The 20775-nt window shown below is 34.7% G+C and carries 23 protein-coding genes and 3 pseudogenes; 9 read left to right on the plus strand and 17 right to left on the minus strand.

What is annotated here, in order from left to right; genetic code table 11:
• Positions 1-40 precede the first annotated feature (40 nt).
• The 6 genes from ABWU67_RS03430 (at position 41) to ABWU67_RS03460 (ending at position 4848) form a co-directional block, all read left to right on the plus strand.
• Complete coding sequence (locus tag ABWU67_RS03430; protein WP_010082513.1) at positions 41-382, plus strand: DUF721 domain-containing protein; 342 nt, start codon at positions 41-43, stop codon at positions 380-382.
• Between the two features lie 37 nt (positions 383-419).
• The gene (gene rpmB / locus ABWU67_RS03435) at positions 420-734 is read left to right on the plus strand and encodes a 50S ribosomal protein L28 (protein ID WP_006279619.1); all 315 of its coding nucleotides are present in this window, start codon (positions 420-422) and stop codon (positions 732-734) included.
• On the plus strand, positions 727-1590 hold the full coding sequence (gene lipA / locus ABWU67_RS03440; protein WP_077188099.1) for a lipoyl synthase: 864 nt from the start codon (positions 727-729) through the stop codon (positions 1588-1590). Before rpmB ends, lipA begins: the two co-directional genes overlap by 8 nt.
• 60 nt (positions 1591-1650) lie before the next feature.
• Positions 1651-2367, plus strand: coding sequence for a bifunctional demethylmenaquinone methyltransferase/2-methoxy-6-polyprenyl-1,4-benzoquinol methylase UbiE (ubiE, locus tag ABWU67_RS03445; protein WP_274979993.1), 717 nt, complete (start codon positions 1651-1653; stop codon positions 2365-2367).
• Positions 2364-3479 carry an FtsW/RodA/SpoVE family cell cycle protein gene (locus ABWU67_RS03450; RefSeq protein WP_264373796.1) on the plus strand — a complete coding sequence of 372 codons (1116 nt, stop codon included), beginning with the start codon at positions 2364-2366 and terminating at the stop codon, positions 3477-3479. The genes ubiE and ABWU67_RS03450 overlap by 4 nt, the downstream gene beginning before the upstream one ends.
• A gap of 536 nt (positions 3480-4015) precedes the next feature.
• Positions 4016-4848, plus strand: a protein-coding gene (locus ABWU67_RS03460; RefSeq protein WP_353282041.1) for an IS5-like element ISWpi1 family transposase whose coding sequence is annotated in 2 segments (ribosomal slippage) — positions 4016-4385 and positions 4385-4848 — 834 coding nt in all. Because the reading frame shifts where the segments join, the coding sequence is not laid out codon by codon here.
• A gap of 55 nt (positions 4849-4903) precedes the next feature.
• On the opposite strand, the pseudogene ABWU67_RS03465 reads toward ABWU67_RS03460, so the two are convergent.
• The 14 genes and pseudogenes from ABWU67_RS03465 to ABWU67_RS03530 form a co-directional block, all read right to left on the minus strand.
• Positions 4904-5762, minus strand: a pseudogene (locus tag ABWU67_RS03465) (IS630 family transposase).
• A gap of 43 nt (positions 5763-5805) precedes the next feature.
• A pseudogene (locus tag ABWU67_RS03470) lies at positions 5806-6300 on the minus strand (baseplate J/gp47 family protein); the annotation flags it as partial.
• A 2-nt stretch (positions 6301-6302) separates the two neighbouring features.
• A complete protein-coding gene (locus ABWU67_RS03475) occupies positions 6303-6638 on the minus strand; it encodes a GPW/gp25 family protein (protein ID WP_264735441.1) in 336 nt (111 codons plus the stop codon).
• Between the two features lie 7 nt (positions 6639-6645).
• Positions 6646-7254, minus strand: coding sequence for a PDDEXK nuclease domain-containing protein (locus ABWU67_RS03480; RefSeq protein WP_353282198.1), 609 nt, complete (start codon positions 7252-7254; stop codon positions 6646-6648).
• A gap of 78 nt (positions 7255-7332) precedes the next feature.
• Positions 7333-7737, minus strand: coding sequence for a DUF1016 N-terminal domain-containing protein (locus tag ABWU67_RS03485; RefSeq protein ID WP_353282199.1), 405 nt, complete (start codon positions 7735-7737; stop codon positions 7333-7335).
• A complete protein-coding gene (locus ABWU67_RS03490; RefSeq protein ID WP_226080738.1) occupies positions 7721-7975 on the minus strand; it encodes a PAAR domain-containing protein in 255 nt (84 codons plus the stop codon). The genes ABWU67_RS03485 and ABWU67_RS03490 overlap by 17 nt, the downstream gene beginning before the upstream one ends.
• Positions 7972-8436 carry a phage baseplate assembly protein V gene (locus ABWU67_RS03495; protein ID WP_047759504.1) on the minus strand — a complete coding sequence of 155 codons (465 nt, stop codon included), beginning with the start codon at positions 8434-8436 and terminating at the stop codon, positions 7972-7974. Before ABWU67_RS03495 ends, ABWU67_RS03490 begins: the two co-directional genes overlap by 4 nt.
• On the minus strand, positions 8423-8896 hold the full coding sequence (locus ABWU67_RS03500; RefSeq protein WP_353282200.1) for a hypothetical protein: 474 nt from the start codon (positions 8894-8896) through the stop codon (positions 8423-8425). Before ABWU67_RS03500 ends, ABWU67_RS03495 begins: the two co-directional genes overlap by 14 nt.
• Entirely contained in the window at positions 8893-9378 is a 486-nt protein-coding gene (locus ABWU67_RS03505; protein WP_410529994.1) for a phage tail protein, read from the minus strand. Before ABWU67_RS03505 ends, ABWU67_RS03500 begins: the two co-directional genes overlap by 4 nt.
• Positions 9379-9397: 19 nt before the next feature.
• Complete coding sequence (locus ABWU67_RS03510; RefSeq protein WP_341819738.1) at positions 9398-9715, minus strand: hypothetical protein; 318 nt, start codon at positions 9713-9715, stop codon at positions 9398-9400.
• A gap of 96 nt (positions 9716-9811) precedes the next feature.
• Positions 9812-10153 (minus strand): annotated as a pseudogene (locus ABWU67_RS03515) (major capsid protein); the annotation flags it as partial.
• Positions 10154-10377: 224 nt separating this feature from the next.
• Positions 10378-11322 carry an IS110 family transposase gene (locus ABWU67_RS03520; RefSeq protein WP_265022222.1) on the minus strand — a complete coding sequence of 315 codons (945 nt, stop codon included), beginning with the start codon at positions 11320-11322 and terminating at the stop codon, positions 10378-10380.
• A 262-nt stretch (positions 11323-11584) separates the two neighbouring features.
• Positions 11585-11926 carry an IS3 family transposase gene (locus tag ABWU67_RS03525; protein WP_095866567.1) on the minus strand — a complete coding sequence of 114 codons (342 nt, stop codon included), beginning with the start codon at positions 11924-11926 and terminating at the stop codon, positions 11585-11587.
• 21 nt (positions 11927-11947) lie between these two features.
• The gene (locus tag ABWU67_RS03530; protein ID WP_038198869.1) at positions 11948-12232 is read right to left on the minus strand and encodes a transposase; all 285 of its coding nucleotides are present in this window, start codon (positions 12230-12232) and stop codon (positions 11948-11950) included.
• Positions 12233-12317: 85 nt separating this feature from the next.
• On the opposite strand from ABWU67_RS03530, the gene ABWU67_RS03535 reads away from it, so the two are divergent.
• Positions 12318-12911: a hypothetical protein gene (locus tag ABWU67_RS03535; protein WP_244226866.1), complete on the plus strand. Its 594-nt coding sequence runs from the start codon at positions 12318-12320 to the stop codon at positions 12909-12911.
• Positions 12912-13091: 180 nt separating this feature from the next.
• Here the strand turns inward: ABWU67_RS03535 and gatA are convergent, their stop codons facing one another.
• The gene (gatA, locus tag ABWU67_RS03540) at positions 13092-14561 is read right to left on the minus strand and encodes an Asp-tRNA(Asn)/Glu-tRNA(Gln) amidotransferase subunit GatA (RefSeq protein ID WP_010962643.1); all 1470 of its coding nucleotides are present in this window, start codon (positions 14559-14561) and stop codon (positions 13092-13094) included.
• Between the two features lie 389 nt (positions 14562-14950).
• Between gatA and mtaB the strand changes: the two genes are divergently transcribed.
• The gene (mtaB, locus tag ABWU67_RS03545; RefSeq protein WP_353282201.1) at positions 14951-16177 is read left to right on the plus strand and encodes a tRNA (N(6)-L-threonylcarbamoyladenosine(37)-C(2))-methylthiotransferase MtaB; all 1227 of its coding nucleotides are present in this window, start codon (positions 14951-14953) and stop codon (positions 16175-16177) included.
• A 66-nt stretch (positions 16178-16243) separates the two neighbouring features.
• On the plus strand, positions 16244-17182 hold the full coding sequence (locus ABWU67_RS03550) for an outer membrane protein (protein WP_353282202.1): 939 nt from the start codon (positions 16244-16246) through the stop codon (positions 17180-17182).
• Positions 17183-17189: 7 nt separating this feature from the next.
• On the opposite strand, the gene ABWU67_RS03555 is transcribed toward ABWU67_RS03550, so the two are convergent.
• Entirely contained in the window at positions 17190-18695 is a 1506-nt protein-coding gene (locus tag ABWU67_RS03555; RefSeq protein ID WP_353282203.1) for a secretion system protein, read from the minus strand.
• Between the two features lie 133 nt (positions 18696-18828).
• Positions 18829-20193, minus strand: coding sequence for an ankyrin repeat domain-containing protein (locus ABWU67_RS03560; RefSeq protein WP_341821652.1), 1365 nt, complete (start codon positions 20191-20193; stop codon positions 18829-18831).
• Between the last annotated feature and the right edge of the window lie 582 nt (positions 20194-20775).

The raw sequence follows: 20775 nt of genomic DNA on the forward strand, positions 1-20775 counted from the left end.
GTATACTTTTATATTATCTACCTACTAAAAAAACAGAAAAATGCTCAAACGTAGCGGTCCAAAAAAATTAAAGTCTATAATAGAAAACTATGCATTAAAATGCATGAAAAATAAAATTAGCAAAAATGAAATACGTCTTATTTTAAACTGGCGAAATATAGTAGGGAAAGAAATAGCAGAGTGTACAAAACCGAAAAAGATCTCATATGCACAGAATATAAATTCGGGTGTGTTGCATCTGGTAGTAACAAATGGCAGCAAAGCATTGGAAATTCAGCATATGATTTCTCTTATAATAGAAAAAATTACGATATTTTTTGGTTATAAAGCAGTATATGGTATAAAAATTAAGCAAGAGAGTATTGACTATTTGACTATATAAGGTAATCTAAGTACATAGAATAATTTGGTATATTGAAGTGAGTAGAGTTTGTGAATTAACAAATAGAAAAAAATCTTTTGGTAATAAGGTATCACATTCGAATCGTAAAACAAAGCGTACCTTTCTTTTAAATTTACATAAGGTTACGTTGACAAGTGATATATTGAATAAAAAGTTTAGATTTCGTGTGGCAACAAGAACTTTGAGAACTATAGATTACAAAGGTGATTTAGATGCTTTTTTGCTCAACACAAGAACGATTAAACTAAGTGAGAAAGCGCAGAAGATAAAAAGAAGGTTGAAAAAAGTTTTAGTAAAGCAAGAGGTAGAGTTAGCCGTTTCAGATGCATAACAAACCTCAATGGCTCAGAGCAAAAGCTCCGACCGGTGAAGTATTCAATGAAACCTTAAACATCGTTAAACTGCATAACTTACATACGGTATGTGAAGAAGCTGCATGTCCAAATATTGGTGAATGTTGGAATAAACGTCACGCTACTGTGATGATTCTCGGTTCTGTTTGCACTCGTGCTTGTGCATTTTGCAACGTTGCAACTGGCATTCCTGATAAGTTAGACCCTCATGAACCAGAAAATTTAGCAAAAGCAATAAAAAAGTTAAACTTAAAACATGTTGTCATTACTTCTGTTGATCGTGATGATTTACCAGATGGTGGCGCAAATCAGTTTATACAGTGCATAGAAGAAATTAGAAAGATAACTTCAGAAACAACAATAGAGATTTTAACTCCTGATTTTTTAAATAAGAAAGGAGCATTTGAAGCAATTGCTGTTGCATCACCTGATGTCTATAACCACAATATTGAAACAGTGCCGAGATTGTATGCAAAAATAAGACCACGAGCTCGCTATTTTCATTCACTATATTTGCTGAAGATGGTAAAGCAGATTAATCCTAAAGTTTTCACAAAGTCAGGGCTTATGGTTGGTCTTGGAGAAACAAAAGAGGAAATACTTCAGGTTATGGACGATTTGCGCAGTGCTGAGGTTGATTTTATTACAATTGGTCAATATCTACAACCAACTCCAAAACATGCAAAACTTGATAGGTATGTTACCCCAGAAGAGTTTGAGCATTATAAATATATTGCTTACTCCAAAGGTTTCTTAGTGGTTGCATCAAGCCCACTGACTAGGTCATCATACCACGCTGAAGAAGATTTTAACAGGCTCAAGGCCTGTCGTTGACATTTGTGTTAATTCAAATTAATTTTTACTAATTATAAAGGAGTTGAGCGACTTTACGTAATGTCTACTATAAAAATCAAGAAGAAATCACAATTAGTTAAAGAGGTATTCGATTCCGTGGCAAGTCGCTACGACACCATGAATGATATAATGAGCCTCGGAATGCACAGATTATGGAAAGATAAGATGGTAAATAGTGTGCATTTTACAAAAAACTCTAAGGTTTTAGATGTTGCTGGAGGAACTGGAGATATAGCAATAAGAATAGTAAGAAAAGAGCCAAGTGCTAAGGTTACAGTATGCGATATAAATCAAAACATGCTAAACAGAGGACGTGATAAAGCTATAAATTCAAACCAAATTAATTTTGATTGGGTATGTGCAAGTGCAGAAAGTTTACCATTTGAAGACTCCGAATTTGATTATTGCACAATAGCTTTCGGCATTCGAAATGTTTCTGACCGCAAGAAGGCTTTAAATGAGGCGCACAGGGTATTAAAACCACATGGGAAATTTATCTGCTTAGAATTTGCCCCTATGCACTATCAAAATGAGATATTTACCAAACTTTATGACTTATATTCATTTAAAGTAATTCCTAAAATTGGCAGCATAGTTGCTAAAGACAAGAGTTCTTATGAATATTTAGTGAAGAGCATCAGAGAATTTCCAACTCAGGCTGATTTTAAAATGGAAATTGAAGAGGTAGGCTTTAAGAATGTTGAGTTTCATAATATGAGCTATGGAATAGTGGCATTACACATTGGAACAAAATGAATATTAAACTCTGGTATAGAACGCTGGATTATTATCTCATCCTTCCAGTGTTTTTTTTGCTCACTATAAGCTTCATTCTTGTTTATTCAGCAAGCCCTGTAATTGCGCAGCGTCTTTCTTTACCACAAGATTATTTTATACGGCGTCACACAATTTATATAGTCCTGTCACTAATTACCTTGGTGACATTTTCTTTTCTCAACACAAGAACTATACTTAACCTCTCATTCGCAGGTTTCGCTTTATTTACTATTCTAGTAGCAACTGCGATAATACTTGGTATAGAGGTAAAAGGTGCGAAACGATGGTTACATATTGTCAAAATTTCAGTTCAACCATCTGAGTTCGTAAGGCCATTTTTTTCTGTTGTTATAGCTAGTATCTTGGCCAGCGAAATGAAGTTTAAAATACACATATCAATCATAATATTTCTGTTAGTTTTTGTGTTGTTACTTTTGCAACCTGATTTCAGTATGTCTATGCTTTTAACATATTCTTTTATTGGTCAAATGTTTATTGCATGTATACCACTTTTATACTTTCTATGCATAATAGGAATGGCCACAACTGGAACTACAATAGCTTACTTATGCCTCCCACATATAAAGCAAAGGATTTACAATTTTGTCTTTTTTACGCAACGCGATAACTTTCAAGTCACAAAATCATTAGAAGCATTCAAAAGAGGTCAATTAACTGGAGTTGGACCTGGTGAAGGTAGCGTAAAAGCCTCTCTTCCTGATTGTCATACAGATTTTGTGTTTTCTGTTTTAGCAGAAGAATTTGGTTTGATTACGTGCTTAGCCACATTGATGTTATTTGGTATCATTTCCGCCCGCTTGCTTTACGTTGCATATAGGGAAAATGAATTATTTAATCTGTTAGTGATTCTCGGTATCTCAATGCAATTCATCACACAATTCATAATAAACATAGGGGTAACATTGAGTGTTTTTCCTACCACCGGCATAACCCTGCCGTTACTTAGCTATGGTGGTTCTTCTCTTTTATCTTCGAGCATCGCACTTGGCATAATGCTGTCTTTCAGTAGAAACCAAGCTATCGCATTAAAGTTTCGTGAGCGTGTTATGCTTGGAAGGTATATGGACTAAACTTGTACCGCTCACAACTATTATTGGTATCCCTCCAAAATGGGTATCTGTTCAGATGAGTGGCAAAATAAGGTAGACGAGAAAAGCAACTATAGGAACAAATGGGTGTCATGCAAGTAGCTGACACTGGTATCCAGTCCTTTTGCACAGTTCCATCAAAAACGTTGTAAAGCGCTTTCGTGTTTACCAACTTAGTGCCCAATCTGGATCCCAGACTGGGATGACAAAAAAAGGAGCACTGGAATTTTTGTTTCAGCATTAGCCATGCATCTGAACAGATATAGCCTTTCTTATAATAGTCCGAATGCGATAAGATATGTGTTTATGGCTATAGCAGGCCAGTAGCATATTACGGTCTGTTCGGATTATTGTAAAAAGAGCTATACCAGAAAATATTCCACTGACATGCTGAACAACAAATACATCACTATGTCGTTTATCGCAAAAACTTATATTTTTCGTAACCATTCACACTTAGAGGTTGTCCGGAAACAAGTAAAAGGCTATAATATCTGAAATTTTAGTACGGGGTAAAGATGAGAAAAAAGTATCCAACAGATCTAAGCGAAAGGGAATGGGCAAGAATAGAAAAACACTTCAGAGTATCATACAAGAAAGGAGGAAGGCCGCCAAAGTATAGCAAAAAAGAAATATTAGAAGCAATTTTCTATGTATTGCGTACAGGGTGTCAATGGCGGTATTTACCAAATGATTTTCCGCTATGGAAGACTGTGTATGAGCAGTTCAGGCAATGGAAGAAGCAGGGAATTTTTGAGAAAATGAATTATGAAATTACAAAATATAGTAGAAGAAAAATAGGAATGAATGAGCAGCCGAGTGCCTGTATAGTAGATAGTCAATCTGTAAAGACTACAGAAAAGGGGGGATCAAAGGCTATGATGGAAGTAAAAAAGTAAAGGGTAGAAAAAGGCATATAATTACAGACACTCAGGGTTTTATACTAGGTTGTTACGTAGGCGCTGCTAACGAAAATGATAGAGATGGTATTAAAATAGCATTAAACAATATGAGAACAAAATATACTAAAGTTAAAAAAATGTGGGCTGACATGGGATACCAAGGAAGAAATTTAAAGAATCACATAAAGGAAGAATATGACATAGATATTGAAATTGTTAAAAGGCCTCCATGTAGATTTTGGGTGCACAAAGATACGCCACCTGAGCTACTACCAACAAGAGAACAAGGGTTTAAAGTACAGCCAAGAAGATGGGTTGTAGAAAGGACTTTTGCTTGGGTTAATAGGAATAGAAGGCTATCGAAGGAGTATGATTTACTCACAACATCCACTGAGAATTTCATATACCTAGCTATGAGTAGGGTTATGTTAAAGAGGGAATATGCTTGAATTTACTAGTTTCCGGACAACCTCTTATATCATTTCTCATAATAGTCCGAATAGGTCATAGGAAGGCAGAATCAACAGCACGACGAAAGGATTCGAATAGAGGAATGTTTTTCCTGGCTCTGTTTTTTATAGCAAACCAATGATGCTCAATTTTGTTAAAATCTGGAGAATAAGGCGGCAGATACAAAATTTCTGCACCGACTCCTTTAGCGAGCTTGATAAGCTTATCAGACTTATGAAAAGTAGCATTATCAAGAATGACAGTTTGTCCAGGTTCTAAGATCGGTGCCAAAAATTGCTCAAACCATCCATTAAAAATATCCATATTACAGTGGCCTTCAAATGTTAATGGAGCAACTATCTTTCTTCTACTTAAGGCTGCAACCATGCTGATTCGTTGAGTTTTTTTTCCAGATTTTAGGGCATAAAATCGCTGTCCTTTCTGGCAATACCCATATGGATAGTCCTCCGTGTTATCAATCCCAGACTCATCTATATACACTAAGTTTTCTGGTTCTTTTGTTGCTATAATTTTTAAGAATTCAGCACGTTTTTCTTCGTTCCTTTCCTTGTATCCATATGTCTTTTTTTGCGCGTAAATCCAATTTTTCTGAGAGCTCGGTGGATCGTTTCGATACTAACGTTGCCCCAAAGTTTAGCCATTTCCGACAGAGTTTTTCTACCGTGTTTTTTAGCAAATTCGATAAACTTATTCCAGTCGATAATTTTCTGATTGTAACCTCCATTACCGAGTTTTTTGACTGAAAGTCGCCTGTTTCTTTTTTTCTTTGCTGCCACTCCCACAAAGTAGTTCGTCCAATTTTAAATCTTGCTGCCACTGCTTCTCTGCTTTCCCCTTCGTCTAGTGCTTCCATTGCTTTTTTTCTTAAATCATAACTATATGCTGCCGGCATCCAACCTCCTTATCGCCATCTATCCTTAATCTTATCATATCCGGACTTCTGTGGAAAGAGCTATAAGTAGCTCTTCTAACACTATGCCAGTTATGGATAATTCTGTTGATAAGATTGAAATTTGTACTTTCCCTGGTATAGGTGATTCTACTAGTGCATCTTTTACTCTACTATCTGCTGACAGTGCATGATATTTATAATATTCCTTACTTCCTCCTGTTGACCAACCTGCTATCTTTGCTTTAATTCTTTTTCTAAATCGTTCATCATCTTCTTCTTTTTGCCTCTCCACTCCATAAAACTCAGCTAAATTATCAAGATCTTCTCCTGTCGCAAATTTTAGTAAATTGCTCTTTACTGATTCATTTATTCTTTGTCTTAGTAACAATTCCCTCAATGCTGCTACTTCTAATACCTTTATCGCTGGGTCACTTTCTACTAACGCTGAAAAGGTTTCATCTCTACACACTAACTCCTCCTTCATTCTGGAAAAGATTTCCTCATAGCTTAGTTTTTCAATAATATTAGATGTCTGCATTTCTAAACAACTACTCCACTAATACCTATGAATTTGCCTTCTGAAAGATACATACCTTCAAGTACAAGAGTCATTTTTCCTTCTTTAGCTTCAGCAATCTTTACTTTTTCTAACTTAAATCTCTTCTCAAATTTCCCCAGTGCTTCTGCTGTTGCTGCATAGATTTCCAAAGTTAAATCTCTATTTATTGGCTTATCCACCAATTCAAATAATCTTGAGCCATAATCTCTCCTCATTATTCTACTGTTTACTGGAGTGGTCAGTATATCAATTATCGATTGCTTTAAGTGCTCTATTCCTTCTAACGCTTTTCCTGTTTTAGCATCCATTCCTCTCATATATTTTTCATGGCTCTGACTTAATACTTGCATGTTTTTCACGTGCTATAGAAATAGCCTTTCTCAACTTCTTTTCAAGAATTTCTTTAGAAGGAAGCTGTGTTAAATACTGTGCAACATGAATATTAGAGCCTTCGAGTTCAAGATATTCTATATCCTCTTGATCCTTATCAGCACATAAAATAATCCCTAACGGTTTTTCTTCACCTGCTTTTCGTTCATTTTTATCTAACCAATTTAAATACCATTCCATCTGTCCTTTATAAGCTGGTTCAAAGCGACCTATTTTTAGTTCTATTGCTATAAGACGTTTTAATCCTCTGTGAAAAAATAGCAGGTCCAAATACCTGTCAGTTGTTTTAGTACTCATCCTTTTTTGACGTGTTACAAAACAAAAATCACTCCCAAACTCTTGTAAAAATTTTGTCAATTCATCCAAGATTGTATTTTCTAGATCAGTCTCACTATAACTTGATGGCAATTCCATGAAGCTAAGGAAGTATGGGTCATAAAAAATGAATTCTGTTGCTAACATATTTTCTTCACGTAAATTTTTTATACTCCTTCTTATAAACTCTTCAGGTTTTTTTGCTAGCGCTGTACGTTCATACAACATAGTATCGATTTTACTACGTAGTGCTCTAACACTCCACCTTTCAATACGACACATTTCTATATAATAATTACGCTTCAGCTAATCAGAAATTGCAATAATTTCTACAAAATGTGACCAACTCAATTGTTGTGACAGTGTCGCGACAATTTCTTGATCAGAAAAGAATTTAGAAAATTGCACCATACGAAATAATGACGCTCTATCAAAACCACGTCCATATTTAATCTGAAGTTCTTTTGCAAGTTGGGAGATGATTTGCTTCCCATAATCTGCACGTTTGTGCTTTAGAATATCTTGATCAATTCTGGAGCCAATTTCCCAGTTTAACAATACTAGAGTAGAATTGAATTGAACAGAAAGATGATTCTTTGCTCTATCTATTAAATTACTAATGTCTCCTAATAGGCTAGTAGTTATATCCATATTCATAACTTTACTTTTGGTAAGTATAGCAGATGGTTTATTTTTATCCTGAAAAAACATTACTACTACCACTTATTACTTTAGAACCACAAGATATTGAATCTCCAACTCTTCCTATACTATAGCCATTTGCAAACACTTTTTTTGATCCTTCAATTAATACTCTACCTTCTGTAAAATTATCTCCTTTTCGGCAAACTGGCTTACCATTTACAAAAACATTGTTACTGCCGCTAATGCAGAAATGTGGTATAGCTTCTCCACAGCAGTCTCCTAACCTCACTATTCCTTTGTTCAATTTAAGTCGATCCTTTCTGCTTTCAGTTTGATTCCACTTTTTGTCATTTCTATCTCTGATTTTCCTACTTTGAAATTTAATTTATCCACTACAGAAATTTCAAGATTCTTGCTCTCCTTGTCATACAATAACTTTGTTCCATCTTGAAATACTAAACTGTTAATCATTTCACTATTCTCTGGAGCAGAATAATTTTGCTGATATATTCCAGCTAGTACTACTCCTAATGATAACTCTCCCAATGGTGACAATATTACTACCTGTTCATTTATGCTTGGTGGTAGCCAGCTTCTTTCCTCTCCTGCTCTAGAAGTTATCCATGGAAGAAAATCTGTTAAAAGTTCTCCTATCTTCACTCTTACTTTTGCTTTCTCATAATCTACTTCTTTTACAACTCCTATTCGTACAATGTTTGCTAACTTTCTTTGCAGCTCTGAAATAGCAAAATTACTCTCTAACATTTTCTTCTATTATAATCGTATGTGGCTTAATCTTATTTTCTGTCCATATCGATTTACCTAAATGAAGCTGATGACTCCAATCAACCATCCACACCAAATATGCATCTAATTCGGGTCTAAATCCGTCAATTGCTGCAGAGATAAATTCTCCTGGTGAAACATTTTTTATATTCCATGTATTTTTGTTTACAACTTTTGCCACCTCGGCAGCTAATGTTCTGACAATAAGAGGAGCATTTTCGATTGTGCTATCAACTACTATTCTAGCTTCAAATCTTGCTTTCAGAGCTAATTCTTCTGTTCCTGGATCTTTTCCTTGCTCTAGACTTGATAATTCTATAAATACTGCCGGTGCTACTAATTCTTTCCTTATTGCTGGATATACTTCGCATGTTTGTATCGCAGAAATTTCTTTCTTCAGCGTGGTACAAATTTTATCATGTAAATCTTTCAAATTCATCCTTTATAGCTCAATTCACGTTCAAAAAATTTTGTAAACACTTTCTCAACCTCATAATTAACAAGATCTCTCATTACTTTTGATGCTTCTGGTTCCAATGGCAATTTAACTTCCTTTATTGGCAATGCTGCTCTTCCTTCACGTTTAAACATACCGCTATTTCCTTTTGGCATAACTGCTGCAAATCCTCCTATAAACTCATGCTTTCCTACTTTCGATCCTCTTCTTGTTTTTTGTATTTTGCCAATTGTCGATGCTCTAATGTCATAGAGATTTGCTCTAATTAACACTTCTAATCTGCTAGTTTTCGCCTTAAAAATTCTTAATCTCTTTCTTATCAAACTTAATTTTATCTTCTTTTCCTCACTGATTTCCTTAGCTGCTTGCGCTTTTAACCATAGTGCTGTTCTATTTAGTGCTTTTATAGCTGCCAGTTTTACTTTCTGCTCTTTTTCGTCAATATTGTAGACTATTTCATTAATATTATTACTAATTTTAATATCAAACACTTTCTATTGCCTCAATTTTCCATATTTCACTCGAAGAATCTTTTAACGGTGGTTCAAAAATCTTGTAGAACCTTTTTTCAATCTTGATATAATCACCTATGCTAAAGGAAGTAACGTCCTGATCACGTATTTCTATAGAAGCAATTTGCTGAGTTAATGCTCCATCTGCACCTAGAGAGTACGTAGTCTCAGGACGTTTTATTAGCACTTTTATTCTACGAATACCCTCCTTATTTCGATTACAATATATGGCTTCCACTCCTAGATGCTTAAAACAATCCTCCAATAATCGCTTAATATTCTCTTGCATATTTCTTTTTGATATACTAACCTTTACATGCTAAGAAAGCGCATACCGGTAGAGTCGTTCTGTGCCTCACCAACTTGTAATTACTCTACCAGTATGTTATGCTATAGCGACTTTTACTAATACGCCAGGTCTATGGCACATTGGCAGAGGATTTGACTGCGTATGTAAATCAGTTCCTCTATCAAACCTCCTTGGTTCTTGTTTTGCATAGAGTGGCTGTCCAAGAGTATTTACTGTCTCATTAAAGTCTGCTGGTGCAAAATATGTTGTAAATGTGCTCGCTGTTCCTAGTGGAAAACAGTGCCCTGTATCTTTGTCAATAAATCTTCTAACCGTTCCTTCAGGGTCAGTTGCTTGCCCTCTATATTCCTCAAACGTTATGCCACAAAATGTAAACCCTGACCTCATATCATTTCGAAGTGCTGCTCCTTCTTGCCATCAACTATGTTTTTTAAAATTTTTTGAATTTAGTCTCATTTGTTGATAATTTTGTATTTTTATTCAATTGAAAAATGTATTTTGGTAACAAAGATCCTAGTTTATACAGAAAGAAATTTATATCAAACAGCAACCACTGCTTAGATTTTATGGTTAACGAATATGTGCTTTAAATGTGTGTAGACGCACATATCCGTTAACCTATTTTCTATGCAGATTTTTTTTTATTTCATATTAATTGCTTCTTTAAGTCTTGCATTGGCAATTACTATGATTTTTCGCATTAGAGCTGTTATAGCTACCATCTTCTTTTTACCTCTACCAATAAGATCAGAATAAAAAGCACCAAGTGCAGATTTAGATCTTGCAGCAGCCATAGCAGCTGTGAAAAGCTTTGCACGAACATTGCTTCTACCACCTGTTATCCTTCGGTAACCAATAGTTTTACCGCTTTCTTTTGGATGTGGAGCAACTCCAGCAAGACTTGCAACTTCTTTTTTGTTTAGGTGGCCAAGTTCTGGCATTAGACACACAAAAACTTGTGATAACTTGAGACCTATTCCTGGCACTGTTCTCAAGATTTTTTGACGCTTTTGTAACTCTGGATTTTTATCAATAATTCTTTGTATGGCATCGTTGAACTCATTTATCTGACTGGTAAAAAAGTCTATTGTTTTTTGGCAACTTTCCTTTATATAGTCGTTTTCAGGTGCTGCAAGCCTACATTTCTCTTGAGTTCTCATTTGCGTAATGTCATCACGACGTTGACAGAGTGCAACTAAGGCGGTTTGTTCTTTTGACATAGGCACAAATAGAGATAGAGCACTATAGCGTTCAAAACCATATTGAGCAAGGGCTCTTGCATCTGATTGATCTGTCTTTGCTAAAGTTCCATGTGATATGATAAAACTTTTTACTTTACGAGTATTAGCTCGATGTACAGCAACATTCTTATCAACAAGAAAATGTGCTAAGCCAAGCTCATATTTTCCAGTGTTTTCTAAAGTTACTAGAGAATTAGGTAGGATATCTGAAAATTTTTGAAACAACTGTTGCCAACCAGTAGCATCATTGTCAAACTTGATAGCGCTCCTTTGGTTATAAGCTGCAGCAACATTTTTAAATTTTCCGATATCAATGCCAATGAAATTTTGATAAGATGTAATCATAATAAATAACCTCGATAGTTTAATTAATTTAAGATTGTAAACGGGTGCATACATATGTCCCATGCAACTATTCAAACGTATCGAGAGATGGGGCTAGTTTACCTTGATGGCTACGGTTGTAATACCAACTTTCATTCGGTCGCACACGCCCGTGATAGCCCTATTCCTATAGTGAGTAGGGTTATCTTTCCCTCTTATCTCTTTTATATCACATTTTTAACTTACAATCCTTCTTTGGTTTTTATATAAGTAATCCCATACTTTATTTGGTTGATCGACAATAAAGTTTTGGTCTAATATATTGGGAGCTACTGTCCGTTTGTTGTTTCTTAATTTTAAATTTTCTTCTCAATATAGCCTGAATACCATTTTTCTGCATAATACTTTGCACTGTTTTTAAGTTGCAACTTTTACCCAAAGCCTTTAATTCAGCATGAATTTTAGGAGCTCCATATCTACATTTAGAAGCTTGATATATTTTTTGAATATCTGCTAATAACTCTTTATTTGCTGATTCTCTACTGCTTATTTTCCTTGTAGTCCACTTATAGTAGCCACTAGCAGAAAACCCTACATAATTCCTGCACTTTATAGTGTTTACTATGCTCTTTTATGAAAAAATATTTTACTCTTTTTGACTGGCCAGGGCTTTTTTTAAAATGTCTCTTTCTCTTGTTACTTTTGCTAACTCTTTCTGTAAATCAAATCTCTCTTTGTCATAAGGTGCTACATCTGGAAATGCATTTGCCGCTGACTTTTTTTCGTTATATTTCTTCATCCATTTTCCTAATACACTATCCCTTATTCCTAGATCTCTTGCTACTTTTGCAACTGGTTGACCTACCTTTCTTTGTTCATTTGCCAGCTTAACAGCTTCCAATTTGAATTCTGCCGTATATTCTCTTGCCATTTCTAATCCTCCAAAATTTTATTTTACCCGAAAAAACTCCTTTCTTTCTCTCCACTTTTTCTGGGTAAGGTCAGTATGGGAAAAGGTGAAAGATGTACTAAAAAACCCAGAGATGATAAAAAAGGAATACCAACGTAGAGTATTAGAAAATAAAAATGATGAATCATCAGAGAAAAAGTTTGCAAGAAGAGAAAATCAAATAAAAGAAGGTATCGAAAAATTAATGGAAGATTATTATAGTCAAGAAAATGCAGGAGAGAAAGGATATATAAGCGAGGAAGAATTTAAACAGACAATGAGAAAAATGAAAGAACGCTTACAAGGGATAGAAGAAGAGAAAAAAAAGGTAGTTGATCAGAAGGCAGTAGAAAAAGGAATAAGTCTTATTATAAATAGCATAAAGAATTTTTATTCTAGTGTAAAATCGAACCTGGAACAGCTAGATTGGCAAACTAAGCGCGGCATTATTAAAGCATTAATAGGACAAATTAACATTGGTTGTGATCAGGTAGAAGTAGGATTTCAGATCGAAGAACCAGCACAGGATGGGGGAATTCTTAATTTGTATCATTGTACTACACATCATAATAAGGGGGTTGGCAAAATGTGTCAAGCAAGTTTTTTCGTTTCTATAAATCTGGATTTCAGCGTTATGCGCTGGAATGACAACGTGAGGTAAATTTTTCAACATCCCAAAATTACAGAATTCAGTCTGTTTAATTAAGTGTGAACTGTTACACGAAAATTTTGTAAACAGATTAATATACCCTGTTTTTGCTATTCATCTAAAAATGGAACCATAGAGTACGTTGAGGAGCGTAAGCAAATTTTAATGCAAAAATTACTATCAAAAAATAGATTATGCAAGAGGTCTAATTATTCTGCCGCAATTTTGCTCTATCACACTTGCCACATTTAATATTCCAGCTTCATCATAATAATTTCCAATCACTTGCAAGGCAAGTGGTAAACCCTCATTGGAGAGCCCAACAGGAACAGAAATAGCAGGCAATCCTGCCAGACTTGCCGGCACAGTAAACACATCATTGATGCACATAATTAGCGGATCTGGCTTTTCATTTAAGCCAAAAGCTTCTGTTGGAGCAGATGGCACAAGTATGTAATCTATTTTTTCAAACGCTTTTATAAAATCATTTCTGATTAATGCCCTGATACACTGTGCTTTTTCGTAATATTCATTGTAATGACCTGAGGAAAGCGCATAAGCGCCAATTAAAATTCTTCTTTTCACCTCTTTACCGAAACCTTCTGCTCTTGTTAGTGAATACATTTCTTCAAGGGTATCAGCATCAACCCTGAACCCATAACGCACACCGTCATAACGAGCAAGATTGGATGAAGTTTCAGCAGAACAAATTAAATAATAGACTGGTATTGCATATTTAGTATGTGGCAGAGTAACGTCAACAACTTCAGCGCCATTTTCTTTTAAATAGGAAGCAACTTTCTCCCAATTATGGACTATTTCCTCTGAAATTCCATCCATCCTATATTCTTTTGGTATACCAATACGCTTACCCTTGACATCACCATTTATAAAGCTAGAAAATTTAGGCACTGGCTTTTCGCTTGATATTGAATCTTTTGTATCATAGCCACAGATTGCTTCCAGCATTAATGCTGAATCAGAGACAGAACGAGTAATGACTCCTGCTTGATCTAGAGAACTCGCAAATGCAATCATACCAAAACGCGAGCATCTTCCATAAGTTGGCTTTATTCCAACCACTCCACAATAAGCTGCTGGTTGGCGCACAGATCCACCGGTGTCACTCCCTAGTGCTCCAGCGCATAAAAATCCAGCCACCGATGCTGCAGATCCACCAGATGATCCACCAGGAACAACTTTTTCCCCATCGCTTTTTCTAATCCACACATTTTCAACAGGGCCAAAATAGCTATTTGTGTTCGCAGAACCCATAGCAAATTCATCCATATTAAGCTTACCGAGCATGGCTGCTCCACTTTTTAAAAGCAAGTCAGACACCGTAGATTCGTAAGTCGGAACGAAATTTTCCAGCATTTTTGAGCATGCTGTTGTTTTTATTCCTTTTGTACAGAATAGATCTTTGATGCCAACTGGTACACCCATGAGCGGCGAGATTAAATCATCCTTTTGCCTAGAGAAATGTTCATCTGCAGCTTTAGCAGCTTTCATTGCTATCTCTGGGGTTTTTGTTATAAATGCATTTAATTTCTCATTTTCAACCGCACTGATGTGCGCCTCTACGAGTTCAACGGCAGAAAAACTCTTTTTTTTGAGCCCGTCATGCATTTGTGTAATACTTAACTTTCTTAGTTCATTCATCAATATTTAATTTTTAGCAAGACGTTAATTATAACATGGCACGATAAAAAATCCATACATTTATAGTTACAGCTAGAAATGTAGCTAAGGTAACTTAGATTCACCGACAATCGTCATCCCGCTACTTGTTAGCGGCTAAGAGATACCACAGCGGTATGACGTAGAAGCTATACTTTTATACTCACCAACTCAGTATCCAATCCGGATTGTATCTTAAAAAGGTCAAAAGACTATAATAAGCAAAGGAGTGATACTGTGTCTGAGTGAAAATCGTTGAGATCCCAGTGTCTGCTGCTTGCATAGCATTTATTTACAAAAAAATAGTCATGCAAGAGACTTTGCTTGGATATTTGATATAATTTAGGTCTATTAAAGCAAAAAATACTAACATGAATGAAGTGATAACATTTGGTTGTCGTCTAAATTTTTACGAGAGCGAGTTAATCAAAGAAGCATTAAAAAAAGCAAAGAGAGAAAATGTTGTTGTGGTGCATAGCTGTGCAGTGACAAACGAAGCAGAACGTCAGGTAAAGCAAAAGATACGTAAGATTTACAAAAATGATCCAAATAAAGAAATTATCGTAGTTGGTTGTGCTGTTCAGTTGGATCCAGAAGTTTACAGTAGCATTCCTGGTGTAAGTAAAGTGCTCGGTAATCAAGATAAGCTAAAAGCTGAAAATTACTTACTAAATGACGATAAAATCTTGGTCAGTGATAACCAAGTAGAACCTGTTCTAATTAATGGATTTGAAGATAAGTCAAGGGCATTTATTGAAATTCAAAATGGTTGTAATCATAGCTGCACATTTTGTTCAATTACTGAGGCAAGAGGGAATAATCGATCTGTGCCAATAAACAGTATTATAGAGCAAATCAGGATCTTTGTAGAAAATGGATATCAAGAAGTAGTGTTTACAGGGGTTGATATTACTGACTTTGGTACAGATTTGTTGGGTAAGCCATCACTTGGTTCAATGATTAGGAGAGTTTTAAAGGATATACCAGAGTTGAAGAGGCTAAGACTTTCCTCTATCGATGTTGCTGAAGTTGACGACGAATTAATGGATTTAATAGCTAATGAGTCAAGACTTATGCCTCATTTACATTTGAGTCTACAATCTGGTAATAATTTAATACTAAAGAGAATGAAGCGTCGTCACAACAGAGAACAAGTGATAGAATTTTGTCATAAAATGAAGAGCTTGAGGCCTAATATAGCATTTGGCGCTGATATTATTGCTGGATTTCCAACAGAAACTGATGAAATGTTTCAGGATACAGTTGATTTACTGAAAAAAACAAATATAGTTTACCTACATGCTTTTCCATATTCAGAGCGGAAGAATACACCTGCTGCACGAATGCCACAAGTACCAGAGAATGTGCGTAAAGAACGAGTAAAAAATTTAAGAGAAATGAATAGAGAAATGATGAGTAGCTTTTATCAATCTTTGATAGGCACTGAACAAAGTGTTCTGGTTGAGCAAAATCATATCGGTAGAGCAGAAAATTTTGCATTAATAAAGCTTGAATCAAGAGCGCAAGCTAAAAGTATTGTGAAAGTTAATGTTACAGGCGTAGAGAATAATTATTTAATTGGAAATACTCTTTCTTAATTTTTGTACATTAAAGAAATATATGATATGATGGTTATACTATAAATGATAATTATGGGTTCATTTGTGATAACTAAAAGATCTATTACTTTATTTTTGATTTTAATTTCATGTGTCTATTTTTTTATTACTTATATCGGTAATTATGTACACGTTGAACAAGTTATTGGAACACAACTCTTAAAACTAGAAACGGACAATAATGAAGATGTAATGCATTCTAAAGAGGTTAATGAAAAAGAAGTACTAACAGAGGATTTAAAATATCAAGAACCTGAAAATAGTCCTATTGAACAACCTTCTATTCTCCAAGTAGCTGATCAGAAAAATATGTGGTCACGTATTGCAGATCAAGCTGAGCCTACAAAAGAAAAATCAAAAAAACTTGATTTTTATGTTAGCGCTAACGGTGGTAAGGTATACCATGATAATTCAGAAACATTTGTAAAGGGTATACAAGAAATAGGAAAAAGAGTCCTAACTTTAGTTGAAAGTCATTATGGTTTTATAATAAAAAATATAGTGGCAGATGAAATTAAAAGTATACAGCAATTTGATGGTAAAATTGATTTCCAGTGGTTTAGCAGCATGTCTTTAGGTTACTATGCTGGAGAAAATGGTAAAATTGATTTTGAAGCCGCGTATTCTATAGCCAATATTGAAGATAGTAATTCTCCTCCGGTATTTGATAAATCAGCAAGTATATTTGCGTTTTTGTTAAACTTCTATTATAATCCCAGCGTTCAGGATACACAATTTGCTCCGTACATCGGTCTTGGTATAGGACCAACAGTTTTTAGATTAAAAAGGATTAATGGGTCACCCCAAAATTCAATGCCACTGAATGTTCCTTGGTTTGCTTATCAAATAAAACTTGGTGTTGATTATTCAATAATCCCAGAAATCAAAACCTTTCTCGGCTATCGTTACTTTAGCATTCCGATACCTGTTGCAGATGACATATCTACTCACAATATTGAAGTTGGTTTGATATTTAATTTTTAGTGATAATTTAATATATATATAAATTCTTATCTTTTCTATCTAACAAACCAAATGTTGGTACGATTGTTGCTTTTAAAAAAATGACAGTTTCTACTGTTCTAATATTATTCGCTAGCCTTTTTGATTTCTGATGCAATAAGCTTTGCTTATCTTCTCTATGTTCTATAAGCCCGCCGATTACCATAATTTCACCGCTCTTAATTTTTAACATAGAGTTCATTTCTCTGATTTCAACAATTGGAATGTCGCTATTTAATTTCATTTTACTCTGCTGTGCGACGTACTCTATATCTGGATCTTTAGTGTAGCCGTTAATTCTTGATAAAGTTGGATGTATATCCATGAATATTTCACTAGTATCAATGTTAATGCTTGGGTGGATTATTAGCACAACACCTATTGGGACGCTATTCATCTTGGTAATTAAGGTCTGATTAGAGTTTCTAGTATCTTTTTGTATATCGGAAGTAAAATAAATATGGTTTTTAGTAAATGAAATCATCGCTTGCTGATTATTTATAGCATGTACTCTGGGGCTTGAAATTACAGTTGAAGTGCCAAATTTGTCTAAATTTTTTACTAAATCTCCTAGATCATTCGCACCAAAGTTCATTGCTAGGTTAATAATGGAGTTATCTTGATTTATTATAGACTTAGTTCCATCGTGTAAGTCATTTAAGTTCATACCAGAAAGGTATTTGTCATCTAGCACAACTTCAACTATTTTTGCCTCTATCATTACTTGAGAAGACACTAACTTCTTAACCTTATTAATATATTCTTCAACAGCTTTGTGGATATCTTTTCTAGCATTCAAAATAATAACACCAGCTTCTCTGTTGGATGAGAGGAATTCGCCATCATCCACCCCGTTAACATCCATTATTGCATTCAAGCCTTTTTCTAATGAATTCCATAAGTCACTACTGTATTGAGACTTCATAACATTGTTATAGTCCCTATCAACGTTACTTCCATCACTGTTAGTAATATTGTTACTAATGACGAAACTGCTTTGAGCAGAATGTTGAATATTGATGAAGTCTACGTAATAATTTTGCGCGTATGGCAAGTCCTGCTCAATTCTAATTACACCATTACTTGTTGAATAGCGCAGTTTGGCGCTATTTGCTATACTCTGAATTACTTCATTTATATCCTTATCTTTTAGCTTTAAAATAATATTACCTGATATTTTTGGGTCCATATCCAAGTTAACGTCAGAAAGTTTTCCTATCTCAATCAGCAAATCTTTTACTGATACTTCTTCACTAACATTAATAGAAATAAGCTGATTACTGATTGTGAGATCGGGAAACTCTATTGGTAAAGGCATAATTTCTGGTATTGCCGATTCATTACTCTCCAAAGAGGTGTTATATTGTTGCAACGAATAATCGTGCTCACCTATATCATGATGATCTTCGTTGCCTATATTAGTAAGATGTTGCTTAGTAGGCAGGTGTGTGCAAGAAATAATGAAGAGGAGTATTAAGCATTTAAAAATAGCCATTAGAACAGCATATAGATCTATACTAATAGATTTCTATAAAAATATTAAAAATGTATTTAATCTCATTTTCATCGAGCAGATAATTGTCATATATTAGCTTTGGCTATGTATTTTTTGTATACTCTTCTTGTACTTAAATGTAGACCAGCATAGCCTTAGTTTTTTTATATATTTTACTTCTTTCTCTATATTTAATAATAGGCTTGAAAATAAATGGTAAGCCTATAATTGTTAGGCTTAGAGCTAGGGTTGAAAGTATACAACAGGCTTTGTGTTTACTATGTAGCTCTTTCAGGTAAAGCATCAAAAATCTACAAAATTTTTTGTAATTTTCTTCGATGTTTTTTTTGCTATGAGCCTTGCTAATGAACATATCTATTGCGGTATGACCGTTATTACACTTAATATTAAGGTCTGCACCTTTTTCTATTAACATCTGAGCTATATCAAAATAATCCTTTTGAACAGCAAGATGTAGAGGTGCAAAACCTTGTTGCTCACAAATGTTCATATTGGCTCTAACTTCCAATAACATTTTCACAATTTTTGTATGGCCTTTTTTAACTGCCAGTAGCAAGGGAGTTCTGTTACATTTAGTAACAGCATTAATGTTTACCTTAAGCTTCAATAAGAGCTTAACTGTTTTAGTGTTACCATTATGGCTAGCTTTATGCAGCCTAGCGTTACCATTAAAATCTTGATCGTTTGCTTCTATTCCCTTTAAAACAAGAAATGTTACCATTTTTCTATTATTATGCTCAATAGCGCAATCTAACGCATCAAAACCATGGTTGTTTTTTGTGCAAAAAAACTCTTTAAGTTTAATTTTATCGTTACTTGCTTGCTGTTTTTTTGCAATAAGTTTTACTATTTGCATTTTGTTGTTATACGCTGCTAGGAAAAGCGTAGTGTTATTTTCTGCATCTTTGGCTTCTATATTTGCACCTTTCTTTATCAGATATTCTATAATTTCTGCTCTGCTGTCATAATGTGCGGTGCATTGATAAATGGTTAAAAACAAAGGAGTACGAAAATTGTTATCTTCACATTCGAGATTTGCTCCGCTATCAATTAAAATTTGGACGCTTTTTTTAGAACCGTATAGTGAAGCTATATGAAGAGGAGTATAGCCCTCTTTGGCATCTTTTTCATTAATTTTTGCGCCTTTTGTTATCAAAAAATCTATTAATTCCGTGTCATCTTGTAGTGCAGCAAGGTGCAGTGGAGTGAATCCATTTTTATCCTTGGAATTAATTGTCAGTTGGTTAACAAAAAGTTTAGCAACTTTCTTGTGTCCATGCATAATGGCGTAATGCAGAGGGTTTCTATTTTCGTTGTCTACGACATTGAAATCAGCTTCGTGCTCTAGTAATGACTTTACTCCAACTAAATCGCCTTCTTTTGTGAACTTATGCAAGAGAGTGATTCCACTTGCATCTTTTGAGTTAATATCAAATCCATTTTCTACTAATTGGTTTATATCTTCCTCACGCGCCATATCACTTAAATCTCTAATTAAACTCTTTTCGCGTTAATAATACTCCTACTTGATTAAGTTTAAATGAATCTGTGAGAAATGGCTAGTGCATTCTTGCATAACAAACTTTTGGCAGCACATTGGATGAAACGAAAAACTTACTTGACAAACTCCGCCAGCCCTCCTATCATGAAACTGAAGCTATTTATTTATCTTCGCAATCTCTGCGGTGGATTAATGACAAAAAACTTAATGTATTTGGCGTAAATCATGCTTAATTTTTTGCACTATGTGCACCTCATGTCTTTATAAAACTTTTAGGTTTCTACCTATACAAGCCGAAACGCGCTTATAAAGTGTTTAAGACAGTAAAAGACGTCAAATAGACAAGGGAGAATTTGAATACTAGCTACCCTAGGGTTTCTTTGCCTTTTTTTTTATTTGGTAAATTTCTTAACATTTATAGCTAAACGACAACTGTCATTCCTGTAAAGGTCAAGTATCCCGCTACTTGTTAGCGGGATCTAGAGATACCGTGACGGTATGACGTAGGATTGCTGTCATTCTGCTACTTGTTAGCGGCTGAGATACCGCGAATGAATC

It is taken from the genome of Wolbachia endosymbiont (group A) of Aleiodes leptofemur, assembly GCF_964028465.1.
Classification (GTDB): domain Bacteria; phylum Pseudomonadota; class Alphaproteobacteria; order Rickettsiales; family Anaplasmataceae; genus Wolbachia; species Wolbachia pipientis.